Source organism: Clostridium sp. C2-6-12, assembly GCF_009928485.1.
GTDB lineage: Bacteria > Bacillota > Clostridia > Clostridiales > Clostridiaceae > Clostridium.
The window spans coordinates 1-23,636 of sequence record NZ_JAABNP010000045.1 but is presented as its reverse complement, the minus strand read 5'-3'; the positions used below and the strand labels follow the sequence as shown (position 1 = coordinate 23,636).

At 27.1% G+C, this 23,636-nt stretch carries 18 protein-coding genes and 1 tRNA gene; 14 read left to right on the top strand and 5 right to left on the bottom strand.

The window, feature by feature from the left end:
• Window positions 1-8 precede the first annotated feature (8 nt).
• Window positions 9-479 (top strand): DUF3284 domain-containing protein, encoded by a 471-nt coding sequence (locus tag GXK56_RS24465; protein ID WP_160692412.1) that lies wholly within the window; start codon window positions 9-11, stop codon window positions 477-479.
• A gap of 42 nt (window positions 480-521) precedes the next feature.
• Here GXK56_RS24465 and GXK56_RS24460 read toward each other — a convergent pair whose 3' ends face one another.
• On the bottom strand, window positions 522-1,748 hold the full coding sequence (locus GXK56_RS24460; RefSeq protein ID WP_160692410.1) for an aminopeptidase: 1,227 nt from the start codon (window positions 1,746-1,748) through the stop codon (window positions 522-524).
• A gap of 296 nt (window positions 1,749-2,044) precedes the next feature.
• Between GXK56_RS24460 and polA the strand changes: the two genes are divergently transcribed.
• From polA to GXK56_RS24440, 4 genes are all read left to right on the top strand, one after another.
• Window positions 2,045-4,648 (top strand): DNA polymerase I, encoded by a 2,604-nt coding sequence (gene polA, locus GXK56_RS24455; protein WP_160692408.1) that lies wholly within the window; start codon window positions 2,045-2,047, stop codon window positions 4,646-4,648.
• Window positions 4,649-4,954: 306 nt separating this feature from the next.
• On the top strand, window positions 4,955-5,554 hold the full coding sequence (gene coaE, locus GXK56_RS24450) for a dephospho-CoA kinase (RefSeq protein ID WP_160692406.1): 600 nt from the start codon (window positions 4,955-4,957) through the stop codon (window positions 5,552-5,554).
• Between the two features lie 15 nt (window positions 5,555-5,569).
• On the top strand, window positions 5,570-6,205 hold the full coding sequence (locus GXK56_RS24445; protein ID WP_160692404.1) for a lytic transglycosylase domain-containing protein: 636 nt from the start codon (window positions 5,570-5,572) through the stop codon (window positions 6,203-6,205).
• 99 nt (window positions 6,206-6,304) lie between these two features.
• A tRNA-Leu gene (locus GXK56_RS24440) sits at window positions 6,305-6,389 on the top strand.
• 84 nt (window positions 6,390-6,473) lie between these two features.
• On the opposite strand, the gene GXK56_RS24435 is transcribed toward GXK56_RS24440, so the two are convergent.
• The gene (locus GXK56_RS24435) at window positions 6,474-7,076 is read right to left on the bottom strand and encodes a tyrosine-type recombinase/integrase (protein ID WP_160692449.1); all 603 of its coding nucleotides are present in this window, start codon (window positions 7,074-7,076) and stop codon (window positions 6,474-6,476) included.
• Window positions 7,077-7,454: 378 nt separating this feature from the next.
• Between GXK56_RS24435 and GXK56_RS28390 the strand changes: the two genes are divergently transcribed.
• Together GXK56_RS28390 and GXK56_RS24430 are read left to right on the top strand one after the other, a co-directional pair.
• Window positions 7,455-7,715 carry an MCP four helix bundle domain-containing protein gene (locus GXK56_RS28390; RefSeq protein ID WP_243156247.1) on the top strand — a complete coding sequence of 87 codons (261 nt, stop codon included), beginning with the start codon at window positions 7,455-7,457 and terminating at the stop codon, window positions 7,713-7,715.
• Between the two features lie 146 nt (window positions 7,716-7,861).
• The gene (locus tag GXK56_RS24430) at window positions 7,862-9,172 is read left to right on the top strand and encodes a methyl-accepting chemotaxis protein (protein ID WP_243156246.1); all 1,311 of its coding nucleotides are present in this window, start codon (window positions 7,862-7,864) and stop codon (window positions 9,170-9,172) included.
• A gap of 237 nt (window positions 9,173-9,409) precedes the next feature.
• Here the strand turns inward: GXK56_RS24430 and GXK56_RS24425 are convergent, their stop codons facing one another.
• On the bottom strand, window positions 9,410-10,444 hold the full coding sequence (locus GXK56_RS24425) for an alpha/beta hydrolase (protein WP_202127938.1): 1,035 nt from the start codon (window positions 10,442-10,444) through the stop codon (window positions 9,410-9,412).
• A gap of 305 nt (window positions 10,445-10,749) precedes the next feature.
• Here GXK56_RS24425 and GXK56_RS24420 point away from each other — a divergent pair, with 305 nt between their 5' ends.
• From GXK56_RS24420 to GXK56_RS24405, 4 genes are all read left to right on the top strand, one after another.
• The gene (locus GXK56_RS24420; protein ID WP_160692400.1) at window positions 10,750-13,047 is read left to right on the top strand and encodes a YhgE/Pip domain-containing protein; all 2,298 of its coding nucleotides are present in this window, start codon (window positions 10,750-10,752) and stop codon (window positions 13,045-13,047) included.
• 26 nt (window positions 13,048-13,073) lie between these two features.
• Window positions 13,074-15,371: a YhgE/Pip domain-containing protein gene (locus GXK56_RS24415; protein ID WP_160692398.1), complete on the top strand. Its 2,298-nt coding sequence runs from the start codon at window positions 13,074-13,076 to the stop codon at window positions 15,369-15,371.
• A gap of 166 nt (window positions 15,372-15,537) precedes the next feature.
• On the top strand, window positions 15,538-17,460 hold the full coding sequence (locus GXK56_RS24410; protein ID WP_160692396.1) for a HAMP domain-containing sensor histidine kinase: 1,923 nt from the start codon (window positions 15,538-15,540) through the stop codon (window positions 17,458-17,460).
• Window positions 17,453-19,480, top strand: coding sequence for a HAMP domain-containing sensor histidine kinase (locus tag GXK56_RS24405; RefSeq protein ID WP_160692394.1), 2,028 nt, complete (start codon window positions 17,453-17,455; stop codon window positions 19,478-19,480). Before GXK56_RS24410 ends, GXK56_RS24405 begins: the two co-directional genes overlap by 8 nt.
• A gap of 93 nt (window positions 19,481-19,573) precedes the next feature.
• Here the strand turns inward: GXK56_RS24405 and GXK56_RS24400 are convergent, their stop codons facing one another.
• Window positions 19,574-20,359 carry an HAD family hydrolase gene (locus GXK56_RS24400; protein WP_160692392.1) on the bottom strand — a complete coding sequence of 262 codons (786 nt, stop codon included), beginning with the start codon at window positions 20,357-20,359 and terminating at the stop codon, window positions 19,574-19,576.
• A gap of 359 nt (window positions 20,360-20,718) precedes the next feature.
• Here GXK56_RS24400 and GXK56_RS24395 point away from each other — a divergent pair, with 359 nt between their 5' ends.
• Window positions 20,719-21,450, top strand: a complete 732-nt coding sequence (locus GXK56_RS24395) for a phosphatase (RefSeq protein ID WP_160692390.1) — start codon at window positions 20,719-20,721, stop codon at window positions 21,448-21,450.
• 68 nt (window positions 21,451-21,518) lie between these two features.
• Here GXK56_RS24395 and GXK56_RS24390 read toward each other — a convergent pair whose 3' ends face one another.
• Window positions 21,519-21,791 carry an acylphosphatase gene (locus GXK56_RS24390; RefSeq protein WP_160692388.1) on the bottom strand — a complete coding sequence of 91 codons (273 nt, stop codon included), beginning with the start codon at window positions 21,789-21,791 and terminating at the stop codon, window positions 21,519-21,521.
• 281 nt (window positions 21,792-22,072) lie between these two features.
• Between GXK56_RS24390 and ndk the strand changes: the two genes are divergently transcribed.
• Window positions 22,073-22,489 (top strand): nucleoside-diphosphate kinase, encoded by a 417-nt coding sequence (ndk, locus tag GXK56_RS24385; protein ID WP_160692386.1) that lies wholly within the window; start codon window positions 22,073-22,075, stop codon window positions 22,487-22,489.
• A 192-nt stretch (window positions 22,490-22,681) separates the two neighbouring features.
• Window positions 22,682-23,539 carry a YcdB/YcdC domain-containing protein gene (locus tag GXK56_RS24380; protein WP_160692384.1) on the top strand — a complete coding sequence of 286 codons (858 nt, stop codon included), beginning with the start codon at window positions 22,682-22,684 and terminating at the stop codon, window positions 23,537-23,539.
• Window positions 23,540-23,636 lie beyond the last annotated feature (97 nt).

Sequence of the window (23,636 nt, the reverse complement as noted above, 5' to 3'; positions counted from 1 at the left end):
TAATCAAATTGAAGGCTTTTGGAATAATAAATTATAAATTGGAAGATGCATTTCGTATTTTTATAAAAAATGCCAAAAAAGATTTTTCTGATTTTAATGAAGAAAATCCAGTAGGATGTAAGATAAAAAAAAGCATACAATCAGCAGGCTCTAAACCATTGGATTGTACAATTGAAATAACTGATTATATAAAAAATGAAAAGTATCAAATTACAACATCAACGGTTTTTACAACTGGGGAATCCAAATGTGTATCAACATATATTTTTAAAGCACAAAAAGATGGTACAACTAAATTAGTAATTGATGAAGATCAAGGTGCAGAGAAATTTATGTCATATGCAACTTTATGGCTTCAAAGATTTTTAGCTAAGCGTAATTTTAAGGCTAAGGTTAATAACCTTGTTGAAAGTCTTAATAATGAGTTAAAAACATATTATAATAACCTTGAAAGAAATAAACCTAAAAATGTAAAATAATAAAAAAGAAACTTGGGAATACAATCTCAAGTTTCTTTTTTATTAAGCCCAATTTCCATCTTTGAAAATTTGAACTTTTTCACCATTACTTTTTATTCCAACAATATTTGTGTCTTTAGTTCCAATCATAAAATCAACGTGAGTAATAGAAGTATTTGCTCCAGCTAATTTTGATTCTTCTTTTGTCATGCTTTCACCATCTTTTATGCAGCAAGGATATGAAGAGCCAAGTGCTAAATGACAAGAAGCATTTTCATCGTATAATGTATTGTAAAAAATAATATTTGAACTTGATATTGGAGAGTCATATGGTACTAATGCAACTTCACCTAAGCGGTTTGAAGTTGCATCAGTATTTAACAATTCTTTTAAAATTTCTAATCCAGTTTCTGCTGTATAGTCTACAACTTTTCCATCTCTAAAGGTTAATGAAAAATTTGTGATTAAATTTCCACAATAGCTTAATGGTTTCGAACTAAAAACAACTCCATTAACATTATCTAATTTTGGCGTAGTATAGACTTCTTCTGTTGGCATATTTGCAATAAATTTAAGGCCGTCTTGTTTAGTATCTTCTCCACCACACCAAATGTGGTTTTTTACCAAGCCAATTTTTAAATCAGTTCCAAGTGAATTTGTGAAATGTAAATATTCAAATTCATGTTTATTTAATTCTTCAACTTTATTATGAAGAAGATTCACATGATGATCCCAGGCGTAAATAGGATCATCTTCCTTTAATCTCATAACAGTAAAGATTGCATCCCATAAATTTTCAACAGCTTCTTTAGAATCAGCCTCGTTAAATACTTTTTTAGCCCAATTTTCAGTTGGAATTGAAATAATGCACCAAGAGTTTCTATTAGAGGCACAGGCATTATGATATTTTTCTAAAGCTTTGCGTCTGCTTTTTTGATAGGCTGAAATTTTATCAGAGTCCACATCTTTAAAAATATCTGGATCAGAAGCAGAAATACTTAAAAATGCTGCATCTTTTTCAACATAATAATTATATTTATCACGTTCAAAATCAGGAATAAAAGAAAGAACTTCCTTGCTAGAATTATTAAATCTGATTTTGTTAAACTCTTCGTCAATATAGTTTATAACAACGTCAGAAGCACCAGCTTTATATGCTTCTTCAGCAATCATTTTTGCAAAATTATTGCATTCAATAGGACTATTTATAATTAACAGACCATTTTTCTGAATATTTATACCTTTTACAACGGCAAGCTTTGCGTATTTTAATAATAAATTATTAAACAATTATATCACCTCATAAGTCATTTTTTATCTCTCTAATTATTGCATTAAATTTGGAAATTAGCAAAGTAAAAGTCTATTTGGTTTATAAACCTATACTTAAAGGGATATAATATAGTATAATAAATTAATATTGCAAGTTGTGATAGTACTATTCATTTTTAAAGAATATAATTCTTGAAAGATTATCCAATGATAAAAAATGAGTAGAGAGTGATTCTAATGAAAAATTGCAATGATGATTTAATTGTGTAATTTAATATAAATAAAATTTTGATAGTAAACGTAGGAGGTTTTTAATGAAAAAATTATTGATTTTAGACTCAAATTCACTTATGAATAGGGCTTTTTATGCACTGCCTCCAATGAATAATAGTGATGGAATAAATACTAATGCCATATACGGTTTTGTAAATATGCTACTTAAGATGAAGGAGGAAATTGTACCTGACAGTATAATTGCTACTTTTGACTTAAAGGCACCAACTTTTAGACATAAGGAATATGCAGAATATAAGGCAGGAAGAAATAAAATGCCGCCAGAACTTGCTGAACAATTCCCCATTATTAAAGAATTGTTAAAGTATATGGGAATAAAGATTTTTGAAATAGAAGGCTTTGAGGCTGACGATTTAATTGGCACAGTCTCTAAATTTGCTGAAAATAATGAAACAGAAGTTTTTGTAGTTACAGGAGATAAAGATGCACTTCAATTAGCATCTGATAATACTAAAATAGTAATTACCAAAAAAGGTGTAAGTGAAACAGCAATTTATGATAGAAAAGCTTTTATTGATGAATTTGAAGTAACACCAAATCAATTTATAGATGTTAAAGGACTTATGGGGGATAAATCTGATAATATTCCTGGGGTTCCTGGGGTTGGAGAAAAGACCGCCTTTAAGCTTATTAAAGAATATGGTTCTATTGAAGCGGTATTAAATAATATTGACAATATTCCAGGTAAAAAACTTAAAGAAAATTTAGAAGGAAATGTAGAACAGGCTATCTTCTCTAAAAAACTTGCTACAATTATGAGAGAGGTTCCAATTGAGTTAAAAGTTGAAGATATTAATTCAAGTGAAAAAGAAAATATAGCGGAAATAAAAAAAATGCTTATAAAGCTTGAAATGAAATCAATTTTAGCAAAATTCAAAGATGATATTCCAGCGGAAGCTTCTAAGATCGAAATAAAAAATGTTGATACATTTGATGAAATGATAGAAATATTTTCACAAAAAAAGGATATAATTTATATAGATTATACTTTAACAGATGCTTCTATATATTCTAAGTTGGAGCTTGAATATTTGATTTTAGGTGAAGAAAATGTAGGAATAAACATAAACTTTAAAGAAATTAATGCTAATAATAATGCAGAAGCTATTGAAGCATTAAAGACACTAATGGAAAATGAAAATATTAAAAAGGTTATCCATGATGGAAAAAACTTGGTTACTTTCTTAAACAAACATAAAATTGAAATTAAAGGATTTGAATTCGATACCGCAATAGCAGCTTATTTAATAGATTCTTCTAAGAGTAAATATGAAATTTTAGAGCTTGTTAATCATTATATTGGTGAAAATCCAAGTGAAGAAGGAACTAATCTTAAAATAATTCTATCAAGCTATTTGCCGTTGATTTATGAAAAATTAAAGGAAAGGCTTCATAAGGAAAATATGGATAAACTTTATTATGAAGTTGAACATCCATTAATATATGTACTTTCATCAATGGAGAGTATAGGATTTAATATAAATGAAACTATGTTAGATGAATTGAAAATAAAGTTTAAAAAAGAAATAGATAATACTCAAGAAGAAATATATAAATTGGCAGAAGAAGAATTTAATATAAGCTCGCCAAAGCAGTTAGGAAAGATATTATTTGAAAAATTAGATTTGCCAGTTATGAAAAAGACTAAAACAGGATACTCAACTAATCAAGAAGTTTTAGAAAAACTAATGGATAAGCATGAAATAATTCCTAAGATTATGTTTTATAGACAAATTACAAAAATTTATTCTACATATATAGAGGGATTAAAAAATGTAATTGATGTAGATGGAAGAATTCATTCAAATTTCAATCAAACAGTTACAACTACAGGAAGATTATCGAGTACAGAGCCTAATCTTCAAAATATTCCAATAAGACATGAATTGGGAAGAGAAATAAGAAAAGTATTTATTCCTATGGAGGAAAGTGATATACTTGTATCTTGCGATTATTCTCAAATAGAATTAAGAGTGCTTGCGCATATTGCAGACGATGAAAATATGATAGATGCCTTTAAACATCATAGTGATATTCATACAAAAACAGCTTCAGAAGTTTTTAAAGTTCCAATTGAAGAAGTTACATCTCTTATGAGAAGTAGAGCAAAGGCAGTAAACTTTGGAATTGTATATGGAATAGGGGCATTTAGTTTAGCTCAAGATCTAAAGATTTCTAAAAAAGAAGCTGAAGAATATATGAGTATCTATTTTGAAAGATATCCTAAGATAAAAAAATATTTAGAGGATATTGTTAAAGATGCAGAGGAAACTGGATATGTATTAACTATTTTAAATAGAAGAAGATTCATTCCAGAAATAAAAGCTTCTAATAAAATAGTAAAGGCTTTAGGAGACAGATTAGCTATGAATGCTCCAATTCAAGGAAGTGCTGCAGACATAATAAAGCTTGCTATGGTAAATGTTTATAATAGATTAAATGAAAAAAGATTAAAAAGTGAATTAATACTTCAAGTTCACGATGAGCTTATTTTAAATGTTAAAAAAGATGAATTTGAAGAAGTAAAGAAATTAGTTCAAAGCGAAATGGAAAATGCCATAAAGCTAAAAGTAGCGCTAGACGTAGATGTAAACTTTGGAAGCACATGGTATGAAGCAAAATAATTATAGGTTAATTAGTTGTAAAAAGTTTAAAAATGCGCAGTTAACAAATGTAAATTTAGATAAGAGTGCTATGTGCTAAACTGAAATTAACTATCATAGGGTTAATAAAGGAATATTAATTATAAGTTCAAAATATATTAATATTTAATTAAACTCTTAACTAATTTTAAGTTCCGTATTGTCGCATAGCCACTCTTTTTAGAAGTGAAAAGATATTTATTGCAGCATAGCTGATTTATTTAGAAGCGCATAGCTACTCTTTTCATAGGTGTAGCTCTTAACTGAATTAAAGGTGGTTTATATAAAATGATCAAAATTGGTTTGACAGGAGGCATTGGTACAGGGAAAAGTACTGTATCAGCCATCCTAAAAAATGAAAAATTTAAAATTATAGATGCAGATTTTATATCTAAAGAAGTTCTTGAGAAAAACCCTCAAATTCTTGAAATTGTCCGTACTCAGTTTGGAAGTGGTTTTTTTGACTGGAGAGGGGAATTTAGAAGAAAAGAATTTGGAAATCATATTTTTAGGTTTCCAAAGCAAAGAATTAAATATGAAGCTATAATAATGCCTTATATAAAAAAAGAAATAGAAGAAAAGATAGAGGCATATGAAAAAAAAGGTGAAAAGATAGTAATATTAGATGCTCCAACTTTAATTGAAAATAATATGCATGATGAGATGGATTATATCATTTTGGTTCATGCTGATAATTCAGTTCAAATTCAAAGAGTAATGAATAGAGATAAATTGACAAAGGTTGAAGCAGTTAGTAGAATCAATTCGCAAATGCCTATGGAGGAAAAAAAGGAATTTGCAAATATTATTATTGATAATAATGGAGATTTAATTGAAACTCAAAAACAAGTTTACGATTTAATAGATTTTATAAAATTAATATGCTAGATTAAGGAGAAAAGAATGAAATTTCTAAAAAGAATCTTTTGTAGACTAGTAATCTTAGCAGTAATTCTTGTAGTAGTTCTAGCAGGTGCTAGATATGTTATTAAGGAGAATTTTTTCCCATATAAGTATAAGGAATATGTGGATAAGTATAGTATAGAGTATAATTTGGATCCGTTATTTGTATTAGCAGTTATAAAAACTGAAAGTAAATTTAATGAAGATGCAAAGTCCCATAAAAATGCAGTAGGTCTTATGCAGATAACTGTTGAAACTGGAGAATGGGCAGCTAAAGAAATGGGATATAGCACATTTTCAAAAGAAAATTTGTATGATGAAGAATATAATATTAGAATGGGGTGCTGGTATCTTAGAAGGCTAAATGACATTTTTAATGGAGATTTAGATTTAACAATTGCTGCGTATAATGCAGGACCAACTAATGTACAATCATGGCTTCAAAATGAAAAGTATTCGTCAAATGGTAAAAGTATAGACTATATACCTTTTGGGGAAACTAAGAAGTATGTTGATAAAGTAGATACTTATTATCATGTATACCAATATTTTTATAATAAAGATAAAAGTTTATTTAATACAGATGAAGTTATAGATATATTAAAAAGTGTTTTTAATATATATTTCTTAAGTTAATTCTTAGATTAAAGTTTAAGAATTAACTTAAGTATTTTATAAAACTTACTTGAATTTTTAGTGAAAATGAATTATTATTAAATAGTTAGTTTAATATTTGCAGGTGTGGTGGAATGGCAGACACGCTATCTTGAGGGGGTAGTGTACAATGTACGTACGGGTTCAAATCCCGTCACCTGCACCAATTATTAAATGCGGAAGTCTTATAATATAGAGGGCTTCCGTTTTTTTATTACTTATATATTTGAGTCCATTATGAGTGGTTGTATTAAAAAGTAGCTTTATTAAGAGTACTAAGAGTATTTTGTATTAATCTGCTAGTTTCTTCTTTAGTATTATTATTGTAAATATATCCAATTGTTGTATCAAGTGTTGAGTGACCAAGAGATTGACGTATCATTTCAAGTGGTATAACATTTTTATGCATTTTGGAGGCTACAGTTCTTCTTATATCATGAGCAGATTTTACATCTATACCAGTCTTAGTACATAATTTATGAATGCGATTATCTATTTCACGTATTTTTGTACGTCCATCAGAATCACAGAATACAAAATCATCATCTTTATAACCATAATCAATGTTAATAGATTTTACTTTTTCAAATATCTCTATTTCATAGTCACTAAGTGGAATGCTATTGACATAGGAACTTCTTTTCTTAGTATGATTAACTACAACTGGATGATGTTTTCCGTCAACACCAGTATCTAATGTTTCCATTCGATGTATATGAATTTCATTGTTTGTGTAATCAATATCTGAAAATTTTAATGCAGAAACTTCCCCTATTCTTAGTCCTAATTTAAATAAAATTAATATTGCATAAGAATCCGTATTTTCTGGATAATCAGATAATAAATATGTAATTAATTTGAATAATTTTTCGACTTACTTTTGATTGTATACACGACCAGAATCATTTTTGTGAACTTCTGGAATACAAGAAGATGTTTTTATTTCAACATTACTTACAGATCTAAAATTCATAATTTTAGGCATGAGAGTTGGTATATCTTCATAATATCTTCACAATAATTTGGTATGATTAACTAAGTATAAGTAAGTTGACTTTATGTGGAATTAAAAATAATTTTTATTAAATGTAATAGAATTACTTCAAATAAAAGTAGTTTTATAAATAAGGAAAACGTTTTGGTGGGGGGGAGTAAGTAAATCTATTTTGGAGTAATATTTAAAACAATAAGTATTATTGTTAAATTGTACAAAAGAAGAGGGGGAATACTAATGAACTTTAGTAAAATTAAGTTATCAAACAAACTAATTATAGGATTTTCTTTAATGATTATTCTAATAATGGGGGCGTCCTCATTAGCTATATTTAAGTTAAACCAAATCAATGGAACTGTTAATCAATTAGTTGACTTAGAAAATGAGAAGGTATTAACTGCTTATAAGATGAGAGGAAGCATTAACAAAATTGCAATTAGCATAAGAAATATTTCAATTAGTAATGATATGAAGTATATGGAGGAACAAAAAAAATAATAGACGAGAATAAAATTATATATTATGAAAACGAAAGCAAACTTGGTAGTTTAATTTATACTGAAAAAGGCAAGGAAATATTTAAGGAAATAAGCAGCAATTCTAAATCAGCATTTTCAGTATTTGATGAGGCTATTAATTTAGGGATGAGAACTGGAGTATCAACTGAAGAACTTCAAAATATGATTACTATCATAGAGAAACCACAAAATGAAATACTTTTAAGTATAGAAAATATGTTGGATGCTCAAAATGCTTTAATGAAATCACAGGGAAAATTTTCTCAAGAAACAACAAATAGTTCTATACAACAAATGATTATATTATTAGTAGCAAGTATCATTATAGGAATTTTATTTATGTACTTAATCAGAAAAAGTATCGTAAATCAAGTTAAAGAAGTAATGAATGGCGCGGCTAAATTAGCAGATGGTAATCTAGATTTGCAAATGGAAGTAGCGGCTAAAGATGAAATCGGAAATACAATTATTGCATTAAATGGGGCGGTTGAAAAACTGAATGAAAGTATGCTATTTATTAAAGATAAAAGTAAGGGGATTCTTGAGAGCAGCGAATTAACAAATAAAATGTTTTCTGAGGTAAGTCTTCAAGTAGATCAAATATCAGCTGCAACAGAAGAAATATCAGCAGGAATGGAAGAATCCTCAGCGGCAGTTGAAGAAGTTACATCTATGGCTATTACTGTAAAGGAGGAAGTGAACTTAACGGCTGAAAAAGCACAAGAAGGATTAAAAGTCGCATTAAATATACAGGAAAAAGCAGTTTCAATTAATAACGATTCTATTAAATCAAGAGAAAATGCAGAAAAAATATATAGAGAAACAAAAATGGGGTTAGAAAAAGCATTAAAGGAAGTAGAAGTTGTAAATGAAATATCAAAGATGGCAAAAAGTATAAATGCAATAGCAGAGCAAACTAATTTACTTGCACTAAATGCAGCAATAGAGTCTGCTAGAGCAGGGGAAGCAGGTAAAGGATTTGCTGTTGTAGCAGAAGAAGTTAGAAAACTTGCAGAACAGTCATCAGTAACAGTTTCTGAAATTCAAGATAAAATAAATGCTGTATTAACTTCAGTTGGAAAACTATCAGGTTCATCACAAGATATCTTATTGTTTATAGAAAACGAGGTTCTTAAAGATTATGATAAACTAATTTCTATCAGTACTGAGTATAAAAAAGATGGGGATACTGTTAAAGAAATTATAGGTAAATTTGCAGAAGTTTCTGAAAGTGTTTCTGAGTCTGTTGATCAAATCTCAAAAAGTATGGAAGATGTTGCGATTTCAGTATCGGAAGTAGCTAAATCATCTGCTAATATTGTTGCGAATGTTATTGAAGTAAGTGGCAAAAATGAATCTATATTAGCTGCATCTAATAATAATGCAGAAAGTGCTTTAAAGTTAGAAGAACTTATTGAGCAATTTAAATTAAAGTAAAATTTGATTGAGTCTATTATTGAGTACATAAGAATTTAGATGAGTTTAAACTCCTTTCTTTACTATATTTTGTGGTGACAGAGGAATTCAAGTCCCGTCACCTGAATTAATTAGAGGATTTTAAAATTTCAGTTTTTAATTTGCATGCATGTCTTTTCTAAAAGTAGTTGAAGAGTGTGTGCATTTTTTATGTTATTAAATTTATATAATTTGAACGTAAGTATATGGTATTGTTTTTTATTTTGAAAATTCAAGTTTTAAATATGATGAAATTTCATTTAGTGCTTCATCTGATTTACTGATAATCCTATCCATTGTAATAAAACCATGGGTAACGCCATCAATTCTTAGAATTTTAGCTTGAATTCCAGAGTTACTTAATTTATTTGCATAAGCTTCTCCTTCATCTCGAAGAGGGTCAATTTCTGCTGTTATGACAAGTGTATCTGGTAAACCATTGAAGTTATCAGCTAAAAGAGGTGAAGCATAAGGAGTTTTTCTATCTTCTTTTTTAGGTATATATATTGAAATATATTTTTCCATATCTTCTGTTGATATATTGAAATAATTAGCAAATTTAGACCAAGATCCACTATTTAAGTCATATATGTTTGTAGAAGGATATATTAAGACCTGGCAAGTAATTTTAGGACCATTTTTATTTTGTGAAATCAAAGAAACTGCGGAGGTAAGATTTGCACCTGCACTATCACCAGCAATAGCTATGAGTCTTTTATCAACATGTATGCTTTCTGCATTTTGGTATGTCCATTGAAGGACATTATATACATCATTAAGACCTGCAGGAAAGGGTTTTTCAGGAGCAAGACTATAATCAACTGATATAACGACTGCTTTTGTATTTTTTGAGAGCTTTCTACAAATATTATCATGAGTATCAAGGTTTCCTGCAATCCAAAAACCACCATGGGAATAAATGATTAGAGGAAGGTTACTGGCATCCTCTGGGGTGTAGATGCGGATAGGTATTTTTTCGGAGTCTGTTGGCACATAAGTATTTTTTATGTTTGAAAATGGTATTGATGATTTAGATAATTTAGATGAATCTCTATTTAATTTTTCCCTAATTTGTTCTATAGATGCTTGATCTGTATTTAATTTGGGGTTAAAAAGTTTATCCAGCATTAAGTTTAATGTAATGTATGAATTAATTTTTTTGTTTTTTTGTTCAATAAAGTTTTTTATTGTGAAGAAGGAAATAAAACTAATTAATATTAAAAGAAATGCTATAAATTTATTTTTTGTTTTCACATTTTTTACCTCCATTTATTCAGATATATTCTTTACACTAAAGTGTTACATTAGTTATGTAAATTTTACTTTTATAGTATTTGTCTTATTATTATTAATATTCTGCTTAAATTAAAATAAATGATTAATTACGAGTATTTTAGTGTATAATATTATGAGATAATTTAAAAGTTTGAAATAAAAGTGTAGTAAAAATAAAAGTAATAAAAAATATATAAATATTTATATAAAAAAATGACTCTTAGTCATTTTTTGTGATATAATCAATAAATAATAATTAATATTCTAATAGAGGTAGTATAAGAATGAGGAATGTAATAAAGATTTTTACAAGAGATTTAAAAAATATATTCACTAATTGGGCTGCAACAATTGTAGTAATAGCATTAATAGTAATACCATCTTTATATTCTTTAATAAATATATATGCGTCTTCAGATCCATATTCTAGTACAAGTGGAATAAAGATTGCTGTAATTAATGAAGATAAGGGAACTGTATATGAAGAAAAGGATATAAATTTGGGAAATGAATTAGTTGATAAATTAAAGGACAATGATAAACTTGGATGGGTTTTTGTAGATGATATAGATGAAGCTAAACAAGGTTTATTAATGGAGAAATATTATGCAACTATTGAAATACCAGAAGATTTTTCTGAAAATGTAACTACAATAACTAAAAAAGAAATAAAAAAACCTAAGTTAATATATACTGTAAATGAAAAAATGAATGGTATTGCTGCAAAAATGACAGATGCGGGAGTAAAAACTGTTAAAAATCAATTAGATGATAATATAGTAAAAACTATTTCTGGAATACTATTCAGAGCTTGTAATGAAATAGGCGTAGACATACAAAATAATAGGCCTGAGCTTAGAAATATATTTGATTCGGTTTATAAATTAGATGAGAACATGCCTGAATATGAAGTATTATTGGATGAAGCTATTAATGGGACAATTAGCATTTCTGAGTTATTGGAAAAGGGAAATGAAATTCTACCAATAGCATCAGATAGTATAGATTCAACAACACAATTTTTAAATAGGACTCAAAATTATATAGACGAAACTCAAGGAGACTTAGATAGTGATACACCGAAGATAAAAGAGGATTTGGTAAATGCTGAAAATTTCCTTGATACTTCTAGTGTTATGCTTGGAAATCTTGATGATAAAATTTTGCCAGAAATGGCTAAAAAGACATTGATTCAGGTTTCAGATTCAGCTAAAGCAACTAAAACTAGTGTAGAAGATGCCAGATCTAAGTTGAAAAAAATAAAGAAGGCTATGGATTCTGCAAGTAAAGCCGAAATTCCTAAGCCATCAATTGATCAAAACACTCAAACTCCAGAACAAATAGCTAAAATTAATGAAAGCATTGATAAACAAGCTAAGGCACTAGAAAATGCTCAAGGTGCATTAAAAGAAGAAAGTAAACATATTTCTAAAATAATAAGCAATTTAGACACAGTAGATGAGCAACTTGATTTATTAATAAATAGGGTAAATGAAAAACTTGATAAATTAAATCATGGAGAAAGATTACATACTCAAAATCTTACAGATACAAGAAAAGTTTTAGATGATGCTCATACTTTAGTTTCTGATGTTTTAAATAATTATGATTCAGAAATAATACCAACTATTAATAGTGGTTTAGATTCAGCTAGGGAAATTTCAGATCAAGGTTTAAATTTAGCTGCACAAGGAAAAAATATTTTACCAGATGTTCAGGAATTAATAAATACATTTTCAAATACAGCAAGTTTATCCAATGATGAGTTGAATAAATTAAAAGAAAAATTCCCTGATATTAAAGATAATGTTCATGAATTAGCCCAAAGACTTAAAAAAATAGATAATAAAGAAGATATTGATGAATTATTAGACATGATTTCAAATGATTGGGAAGCTCAAAGTGATTTCTTTGCAAGTCCAGTTGAAATTCAAGATAATAGATTATTTTCATGGCCAAACTATGGATCAACAGTTACACCGTTTTATACAGTTCTATGTCTTTGGATTGGAGGTTATATGCTTTCGATCATACTTGGAACAGAAGCACATTCTCTTGAAGAAGATAAAAAATTGACTCACAATGAAGTTTATTTTGGAAAGATGTTACTATTTTTAATGATAGGAATAGGGCAAGCACTTGTTGCTAGTTTAGGTGCTTTATTCTTATTAAAGAGTTATGCTGTTCATCCGACAATGTTTGTTTTATATTCTATATTTGTAAGTATTGTATTTACAATAATTATTTATACTGCAGTTAGTGTTTGGGGACATGGTGGTATAGTAATGGGAGTTGTATTGCTAGTAATACAGGTAGCAGGAACTAGTGGTAATTTCCCTATAGAAGTTAATCCATCGATTTTCCAAAAACTATTTCCTTTATTGCCATTTACTTATGCTATAAGTGGTGTAAGACAGATAATGGCGGGAATAGTTTATTCCATATTAATTAGAGATACTATTGTTTTATGCGTATTTATGGCAATATCCATTGTTATAGGTATATTATTTAAGAAGGTTTCAAATAAGAAAAGAAGAAAGTATGTTGAAAGATTAAAAGAAAGTTCAATCATGAGCAGTTAATAATATATATTTAGAGGGATTAAATTATGAAAAATGTATTTAGAATTTATAAAAGAGATATGACTAAAATATGTACTAATTGGGTAGCCTTAATTATGATGTTGGTTATTATAATTATTCCTTCCTTATATTCCTTAATAAATATAGATGCTTCATGGGATCCATATTCAAATACTAAAGGAATAAAAATTGCCATCATCAATGGAGATAAAGGAACATATTTCAAGGGACAAGATGTAAATATAGGAAACGAATTAGTAGATGAACTTAAAAAAAATGATAAATTAGGCTGGGAGTTTTTAAATGACAAAGAAGCAGCTAGAAAAGATTTAATATTAGAAAAATATTACGCAATGATAGAAATTCCAGAAGATTTTTCTGAAAAAGCAACAACTTTTGTATCTAAAAGTGTTGTGAAGCCAAAGTTAATTTATACTGTAAATGAAAAGAAAAATGCAATAGCCCCTAAGATGACAGATTCAGGAATAAAAAATGTTAAAAATCAACTTGATCAAAATATAAATAAAACTGTTTCGGGAGTATTATTTAAGGTTCTTAATGAAAAAGGAATAGATATACAAAATAATAGAGAAAAAATAAGGAAAATAGTTGATAATATTTATGAACTCGATGATAATATGTCGGAATTAGAGAAGCTGTTAGATACAGCTATATCTGGAACAAATGACCTTTCAAAGGTGTTAAATAAGACTAATGATATGATTACGCCAATGTCTGACATGCTTAATTCAACTAGTGATTTCATAAATAATAGTCAAGAAACATTAGATAAAACACAAGGTGAATTATCAGACATATCACCAATAGTAAAAAAGGATTTAGTATTATCAGAAAGGATACTTGATAACTCAAGTACAGAACTTAAAAATCTTGATGAAAAAATACTTCCTGAAGTAGCTGAAAAGACTTTAAGGACAGTATCTGATACAGCTAAAGCAACACAAGAAAGTGTAAATAATATAAAACATAAACTTAAAAGTATAAAAAAGTTTTTCAGTAATGTTAGCAATATAGATACAGAATTACCTCCAGGTAGTGAGGAATTGAACTCAATAAAAGAAGTCCAAGATTTAAGAGAACAGTTAAAGAAACAACAGCAATCAATTCAAAGCATGCAAGGAAATTTGAAAGACATAAATAAAGTAATATCAGACACAATAGATAAGTTAGATACTATTGATGAAAAACTTGATATATTGATTAATAGAACTGATGATGATATTGATAAATTAAAAAATGGTGAAGGATTAGATACCCAAACATTAAAAGATACTATAGTTGTAATGGATCAAGTACATACTTTAGTAGCAGATATTTTAAATATTTATGATTCAGAAGTTGTATCATCTGTAGAAAATGGATTTGATTCCATAAGAGGAATTTTGGATGATGGATCAACTTTAGTAAAAGTAGGTCAAGATACAATACCTCAAATTGAAGATTTATTAAGTGTTTCTCAAGATGCAACAAGTTTATCTAATGAAGAATTAAATAATTTAAAGGGTAAAGTTCCAGAAGCAAAAGATAAAATTAAAGAATTAGCAGATAAGCTTAGGGAAATGGATGATGAAGACAGAATAGATCAATTGTTAGATATGATGTCAAATAGTTGGGAAAATCAAAGTGATTTTATGCAAAGTCCAGTTGAAATTGAAGATAATAGGCTATTTGGATGGCCCAATTATGGTTCCACGGCTACACCTTTTTATACAGTTTTATGTTTATGGGTTGGAGGACTTTTAGCTTCAGCATTGTTAACTCAAGAAGCACCAGAATTTGAAGATGGAACAATTATAAGACCATATGAAATGTATTTGGGAAAATTATTGTTGTTTATCACTTTAGGGATATGTCAGGCAATAGTAGCAAGTATGGGAGCCTTGTTTATCTTAAAGAGTTATGCAGTACATCCTATAATGTATATTTTTTATAGTATTTTTGTCAGTATTGTATTTGTTACTATTATATATACAGCAGCCAGTATTTTACATGATGTTGGAAAAGCAATTATAATAGTTACTTTAGTACTACAAATGGCTGGTTCAAGTGGTAATTTTCCAATTGAAGTAACACCTGTTCTGTTTCAGAAAATATATCCGTTTTTACCATTTACTTATGCAATAAATGGAATGAGGCAGGTAATGGCTGGAATAGTTCATTCAATATTGCTAAGAGATATGGGGATACTATGTGTTTTTATGATTATCTCATTATTGATTGGTCTATTATTAAAAGGTGTATTAAGCAAACTTGTTGCAATGTTTGTAGGGAAATTAACTATGAGTGAAGTATTACGTCATTAGAAAATAATAGTAAATATGAAGAATAGTCTAATTTAAAAAATTTATGGCTATTCTTTTTTTGCAAGCTAATTCAAGATATATACATTTCAATGGAAATAAAGTAATATATAAGGTGAAATGATATGGTTTAAATATGCTAAAGACTTTAATAAAGCAGGGAGGAAAAATGGAAGCTTATATAGAAAAAGCAAATAAATTTTATATAAATAGATATAAAGTTCTATATATTTACATAACTAGTATATTAGCATATTTTATACTAAAGATGTTTGCTGTTAATGAAAATGTAAATATACCTCTTATGTTTAGAAGTTTTTATATAATTTTAAGTATAGTTTTATTTGTATTATTACAACAAGTTAATAAATTTTACAAACAATATATATCTAAAATTGTAGCTGAATTTTTTTCTTTAATGATTTTTATTTCAGCTGTAGGATTAATAATAAATATCAATGAAAAAAATTTTCTGAGTCAAAAAAATTTAATTTACATAGCTATAAGCAAAGAAAGTATTTTATTAATTGAAACCTTTTGCATTTATGCATTAAGTCAATATATTTATAAAAATATTGAATTAAAAAAATCTGCTTATCAAGTAGTTATTTTAATTATCGCAAGTTTAGGATTGAGTTATTACTATGATGAAACCACTTATCTTGTAAAAATTGTATACTTAATTATTGGGATTCCTTTGTTCGCAAGAATTGTTATAAATATAAAAAAAGTATGTATATTCAAAGCAGAAGAATATAGTATGCTTAAAATTTATATATGCTCTACAATTATAATATTAATTGCAAATATATATAATTTTTATGGAAATGAAACTATTGGTAATGCAGTTATTGAAATTATTCATTTAATAAACTTTAGAATTACTTGGAATTTTATTGTTATTAAGCTCATAAGAGAGCCATATAAAACTTTATCAAATTCTTTGAACGAAAAAAATAAGGAATTAGATAGGTTGAATTTAAAAATATTGGAAGGAAATAAGGAATTGGAGAAATCAATAAATCTTCTTAAAAGCGAAGAATATTTATACTCTACATTTTTTAGATTCATGCCACATCCCATTATAATTTTAAATGCAGCTAATGATAGAATTTTATTTGTGAATAGGCAATTTTTAAGAATTATAGGCATTTCTAAGGCTAGAGATATCATTAACAAAAAAATAAGTAAATATCTTGAATATATGCCACCAAGTGAAGTTAATGAAAACTACAATGCGATTATATATATAGGTGAAGAAAGACGTTTTGTCGAAGCAAAATTATTATCAAATTATTCTGATGAAAATAAAAAATTGATATTGATTAAGGATAACACTTCAAAAGTTCAAACGGAAGAAATAAAAAAAGAAGTTGAAAATAGAAAATTAGATGAAATTATTAGAGCAGAGTTTCTTTCTAGTATAAGCCATGATTTAAAGACACCTATAAATGTAATTTATTCTGCAATGCAGGTTGAAAAAATATATATAGATAAAGCTGATTTAGAGATTTTACAGAAGTATAATAATATATCTAGGCAAAATTGTATTTCATTAATCAAGCTTACTAATAATTTAATTGATAATTCTAAGATTAATTCTCATTTTTTAGTTCCTAGATTGGAATATATCAATATCGTAGAAGTAATCGAAGAAAATGTAATGTCTTTAATTGATTATGTAAAATGGAGTAACATAGATTTGATTTTTGACACAAATACAGAGGAATGTTACTTAAATGTAGATCATGAGTTTATGGATAGGATAATCTTAAATTTAGTTTCAAACGCAGTTAAATATACTCCAGATGGCGGAAAGATTTATGTAATCATTTCTGATTATGGAGAAGATGTTAATATATTAGTAAAAGATAATGGGAGTGGAATTGAAGAGGAGTTTATTTATCAAGCTTTTAATAGGTATGCGGTGGGAGAAGCTTGTAAGCCTGATAGAAAAAGCGGTACAGGAATAGGTCTTTCAGTAGTAAAGCAATTGGTTGAATTGCAAGGAGGAACTATTCAAATTAAAAGAAATGAAGAGGTAGGAACAACTATAAGTATGAAATTCAAGAAGGAGAATAAGAATGTATAAAGATGCAATACTTCTATGGTGTAATAATATAATGAAAAGTCTAAAAAAGCCTAAAGTAAGAAATATTATTATTGCTGTTTTTGTAGTGCTGACGTATTCTCTGATTACTAGCGAATATAATATTTATTTAATTTTAAATAGTATCATAACAATATCAATGATTACAGTATTTATCTATGTAAATCTGATAAGAACAAAATTTGTTGATAAAACTTTTATGAAAAGTTTTCAAATAGGTTATTTTATATTAATTGGGATAATAATTTTAAATATAGTTGGGTTCATGTTATTATTTGAATATACTCCTAGAATTTATTTTATACTCTTGTTTAATGTACAGGCTATTTTGGAATGCTGTGCATTAGAAAATTTCTTGAAATTTAAGGGAAGTACTACAAAAAGTGCAGTGATTTTGATTTTTTATTCAATATGGTTTGTTGTATTATTCTACATATTTAAAAGCAATACGTACTTTTATCAAAGAAGTGAAGCGTATTTTTTAATACGAACTATTATAATAAGTATTTTAATTAGTATAGTAATGTGTATATCAGTTTCAAGAAAAGTAATTAAAAACAAAGAAATTTTTTTACTTGATGAGTTTAAGCAGATTACGGTTTACATTAGTTCAATAATGCTCTATTATATTGGATTAATAGCTATAATTTTAGGATATAAGAGATTTTCTGAAATCATTATATTCATAAAATGCATTATATTTTATAGATTTTATAATTTTATAATTGGAAAAGTACTGGACAATTCTCTATTTAAAATTAATACAAACATAGATATGGCTACAAAAACTAAAAAACAACTTAATGCTATTTTAATAACCAGAAATAGAATCTTAAATGAAAACAATATAGTTTTGAAGAAAAGTCAGGAAAAAAATAATCAGTTAATAGATTCTATTTATGGAGGTGTATTTTTATTTTTTAATGAAAGGCTTCAATATTTTAATAAAAAGACATTAGAAACTCTAAAAATTAAAAATGATGAAATCATAGGATTATATTTATCTGATTTTATTTATAAGTATTTTGATATTACTTTAAAAGATGTAGAGAAGGCTGGAAATTATATCCCTTTTGCAAAGATGAAATATACAGGTTTAGAAGTTGAAATATTTTTATCTTATGTAGATGAGAATAGTATAATTCTTTACATCCACGATATTAGTGCAATAAATGAAAATAAAGAAATAAAGAAAATACTTGAAGAATATCTGGAAGAAGAAGAGATAAAAAAAGAATTCTTTGCCAATATTTCTCACGAATTAAAAACTCCTATAAATTTAATATATACAGCACTGCAAATGAATCAAATTTATCTTGGGGAAAATAATGTTGAAGGTATTGAAAAAAATAGAAGAATAATAAGACAAAACTGTCTCCGTCTTATTAGAACAATAAATAATTTTATTGATGCAAATAAAATTTCTGAAGGATATATGATACCGGAATTTAAAATACATAATATTGTTGAAGTTGTTGAAAATGCTTCGCTTGCTTCTAACAAATATATCCAGTTAATTGAAAATTCTTTGACATTTGATGCAAATCAAGAAGAAATTTATGTTAATTGCGATAAAGAAATGATTACAAGAATAATTTTGAATATCCTTTCTAATTCTGTTAAGTATGGTAAAAAAGATGGAAACATAAAGGTTAGTGTAGGAATTTTTAAATTCGAATATGTAATGATAAAAATTCAAAATGATGGATTAGAAATTGATAGGGAAACTATACCGTATATTTTTGATAAATTTACAAAACTAAATAAAGCATTTAACAGATTAAAAGAAGGAAGTGGGTTAGGATTATTCTTGACAAAAGCACTAGTTGAACTTCAAGGAGGAACTATAAGATTAAGATCAAATAATAAAGGGAATGAATTTATTATAACCTTGCCTAGAATAACTAAGCTAGAAAATAAGGAAATGGTTCATGAAGAATGGGAGACGAACCAATTAGAAGAAAAGATTGATATTGAATTTTCGGATATATATATTGAATAATTGATTTTTATTCATTAATGAAAAAGCCACACTAAATATTTGTTTTTTATCAAATATTTACGGTGGCTTTTTAGTTTAGATTTTTAAAACTTCTTAAAGTGCATATTCAAGAATAGCTCTTAAAACCCCTGCTTCTGTATTACTTGCAGCTATGTATTTACCGTATTGTTTCATGTCTTCTGGAGAATTTTCCATTACAAAGCTAAATTCAGCTTTTTGAAGCATTTCTATGTCATTATAATAATCCCCGAAAACCATAGTTTCTTCCTTTGAAACATTATATGCATTCATTAGAGTTTCAAGTGCTGTTCCTTTAGTTACATTTTTATTTGAAATATCAATCCATATTAGACCAGACCCTACTACATTTAATTTATCTTCAAATTTTGGTTTGAAAAAATTATCCAAATTTTCATGAGAATTTTCTAAGTTACAAATAGTTATTTTAATTATAGGATCAGTAATTTGGAATAAATCATCAACGACTTTAAGACAAGTATAATATTTCTTTATTTCTGCTAAGTGCTCTTCTGAACAATTTTCAACGTAAGCACAATTTGCAGAGCATAAAATTACTACATTGCTGTCTATTTCTTTTGCAGCTGTAAGTACTTCTGAAACAGTGCTTGTATCAATAACGCTTTCATAAATTACTTTATCATTATCTACTACTAAAGCACCATTTTCACATATAAAAGATAAATATCTTCCAATTGGACCGAAGTTTGATTGTAATGTGTAGTAAGGTCTTCCACTTGCAGCAACCCATTTAATATCTTTAGCTTTTACGCGATTAAAAATATCCATAAATCCTTCTGGTAAATGACCTTCTTCGGTTAATAATGTTCCATCCATATCTGTTACAATTAATTTGATCATAAGTTGTTTGTACTATTCACAGTAGTATTATCTTAATAATAAACACTTACTTTATTTAAAATGAATAGTAGTACCTCCTTTTCATTTTTATTTAATTTTATTGCCTATAATATTATAACCTATCTGAATATAAGCAATCAACTTATGAAAATATGGAATAAAAATCTGTATAATAAATAATTTTAAGAGATGATAAAATTTTATAGTGATTAATATAGAATAATTGCAAGTATATAATTTTTAAACGTTTATAATGTATCATTGCATATATTTATGGATCTTGCTTTAGTTTAATTAACGGTTAAAGTATGTTAATATAAATTTAGTAAAGAAATTTTATAAGGAAAAAAGGTGATTTAATGAAATACGCATTAGATGTGCATACTCATACTATAGCTAGTGGGCACGCTTATTCAACTTTAATGGAAAATGCAAAGGCAGCAGCTGAAAAAGGGCTAAAAGTATTAGGAACTACAGAACATGGAATTGGTATGCCTCATTCTCCTCATATTTGGTATTTTCATAACTATAAGGTACTGCCAAGAGAAATGTATGGAGTTACTATGCTATATGGAGCAGAAGCTAATATAATTGATTATGAGGGAAATTTAGATATGGATGATTTTACAATAGAAAAAATGGATATTGTAATTGGAAGCATACATGAAAATATATATAATCTTGGAACTGTAGAAGAAAATACAAGAGCTTTTATAAATGTAATCAAAAGCGGCAAGATCGATATTGTTGGTCATCTTGGAAATCCAGCAGTGCCTGTTGATTTTGAAAGAGTTGTAAAGTGTGCAATTGAAAATGATGTGTTAATAGAAATTAATAATAGTTCATTTACAACTTCAAGAATTGGAAGTTTAGGTAATTGTACTGAGATAGCTTCATTATGCAAAAAATATGGTGGTAAATTAATAATGAATAGTGATGCTCACTTTTGTACATTAATAGGCGAATTTACTAAGGCTATTAGCATGCTGGAATCAATAGATTTCCCAGAAGAACTTATAATTAATAAAGATCCAAATGAGTTATTGCTTAGATTAAAGAAAAAAGGGAAACTAGAAGATTTGGAGTTATGATTAAATATAATATAAATAAAGTAAAGATGTATTGGTTTAATTACAAAATCAATACATCTTTACTTTATTTAATATTTTATAGAATATTTTTTTTCGTTATTAATAACAGGAATATTAACCACTTTTACATTGCTGATACGGCAAAAATTATTTCCTTGCTTAATTTTAGAGATAAACAAATTAATATTTTCCTCCAAACCTTGGACTTCTATTTGAACTTTTCCATCTATTAGATTTTCACAGTAGCCAGTCAAATTTAAGGTAGAAGCTGTAACTTGAGTAAAATAACGAAAACCGACACCTTGCACTCTACCATCAACTAATATTGAATATCTAACCATATTTATCCTCCTAACTATAAAGATTCTAAATTAGATGACTATATTGAAATAAGATTTCTTAATAAATTAGTATTTTCACCAAAATTCAGTTGACTATGTAATAAGAAATTTTTATAGATAGATCCGTTATTTTAATACATATGTTATAGAAAAATTATATCAGCAATATAATAAATATGGAATAACATTATAAAAGTATTTATAATTTTCGGAAAATTTAGTATAATATTTTTGTAAAGGGTAATAATATCAAATAATTTACATAATAGGGAGGGCTTAAAATGGTTGAAAAGAGTATGGTTTTAATAAAACCAGATGGAGTTGAAAGAAATATAATTGGGAATATAATAAGTTGCTATGAGGCTAATGGACTTAAAGTAGTAGAATTGAAATTAATGCAAGCAACAAGAGAAATAGCAGAAAAACATTATTGTCAGCATAAGGGAAAGGTGTTCTATGAAGAATTAATAACTTTTATTACAAGAAGTCCATTATGCGCAATTATTTTAAAAGGTGAAGATGCAGTTGCAAGAGTAAGAAAGATTAATGGAGCTACAAGTCCAACAGATGCTGAAGAAGGAACTATAAGACATAGATATGCAAGAAGTAAAACAGAAAATTGTGTTCATGCCTCTGATACAGTAGAAAGTGCAAAAGAAGAAATAGAACTTTGGTTTCCAGAATTGAATAACAAATAAGTAAATTCAGGTATAGATAAAATTTGAATTTATTAAAGGTTTATCTTCAAAATAATCATTTGATGATAAGCCTTTTGTATTTAGATTTCTGCTATAACATTATTTTGTGTGTTAATCCTTGAAATTATCAAGGATTTAGTATGAAAAGTATGTTATAATAAAATTAAATTTATATGAGGCAGGAGGTTATTAATGAAGTTTAAAAGAGCTAGTATTATAGGTGGAATGACTTTGGGAGGTCTACTTATAATAATATCTGTGATACTATATAATTTTATTGGTCCTGGTGCAAAGGAAATTAAAGCATCTAAGGATTTTATGACTAAATTATATTCAATTAATGCAGTAAATACGGATCAAAAATTAGATGCTATAAAATATGAAAGAATTAAAACCATAAATAGCCAAAATGAATTGGTTTATAGAAGTATATCAACTCAAAATTTTGGAATAGATTTAGATAAAAATAATAATGTAATAGGATTTGCAAAAAAAGATAATCAATTAAACATTATAAAAGTAAAGGTAGAAGATGCTAAAAAAAACGCAGAAGATTATTTGAAAAGTATATATAATGGAGATGTGGTATTAAAATCTGTTAATATGAATGAAGGAGCCAAATATCTTCCGTATTATTCTTTTATATTTACCAAACAAAAAGATGGATATCCGTTTTATTTTGATGAGATAAAATTAAATATTAATAAAGAAAACGGTTTTTTGGATGGATATTCAAATTCTACTCTGCAAAAGGAATGTAAACAGCCAGTAATAAATATAGCTAAAGAAGAAGCAAAGGAAATCGCTTTAAATGCCTTTAAGAAGTATAACAAGGAAGGTGCAAATAATGATAAGATAGATTTGGTTTATGCTGATAACAAAATGGAGAAAGAGGTAAGTCAAATCTATGAATTATGCTATATTGTAAATGTTAATGGTAAAAGTGATAAAGATGTTAATATTAGTTGGAAAATTTTTGTAAGTGCTGAAAGCGGTAAAATACTGAATATATTAAAAGATGGTGCTGAAAAAGATGTTAAAACTAATTAATAATTAATGAGTATAATAAGAGTTATGAATTATTAATGAGAAGGGAGTGTCGCAAAATGATTAAATTTTAATCAGAAGAGATACTCCTTTTCGGTTT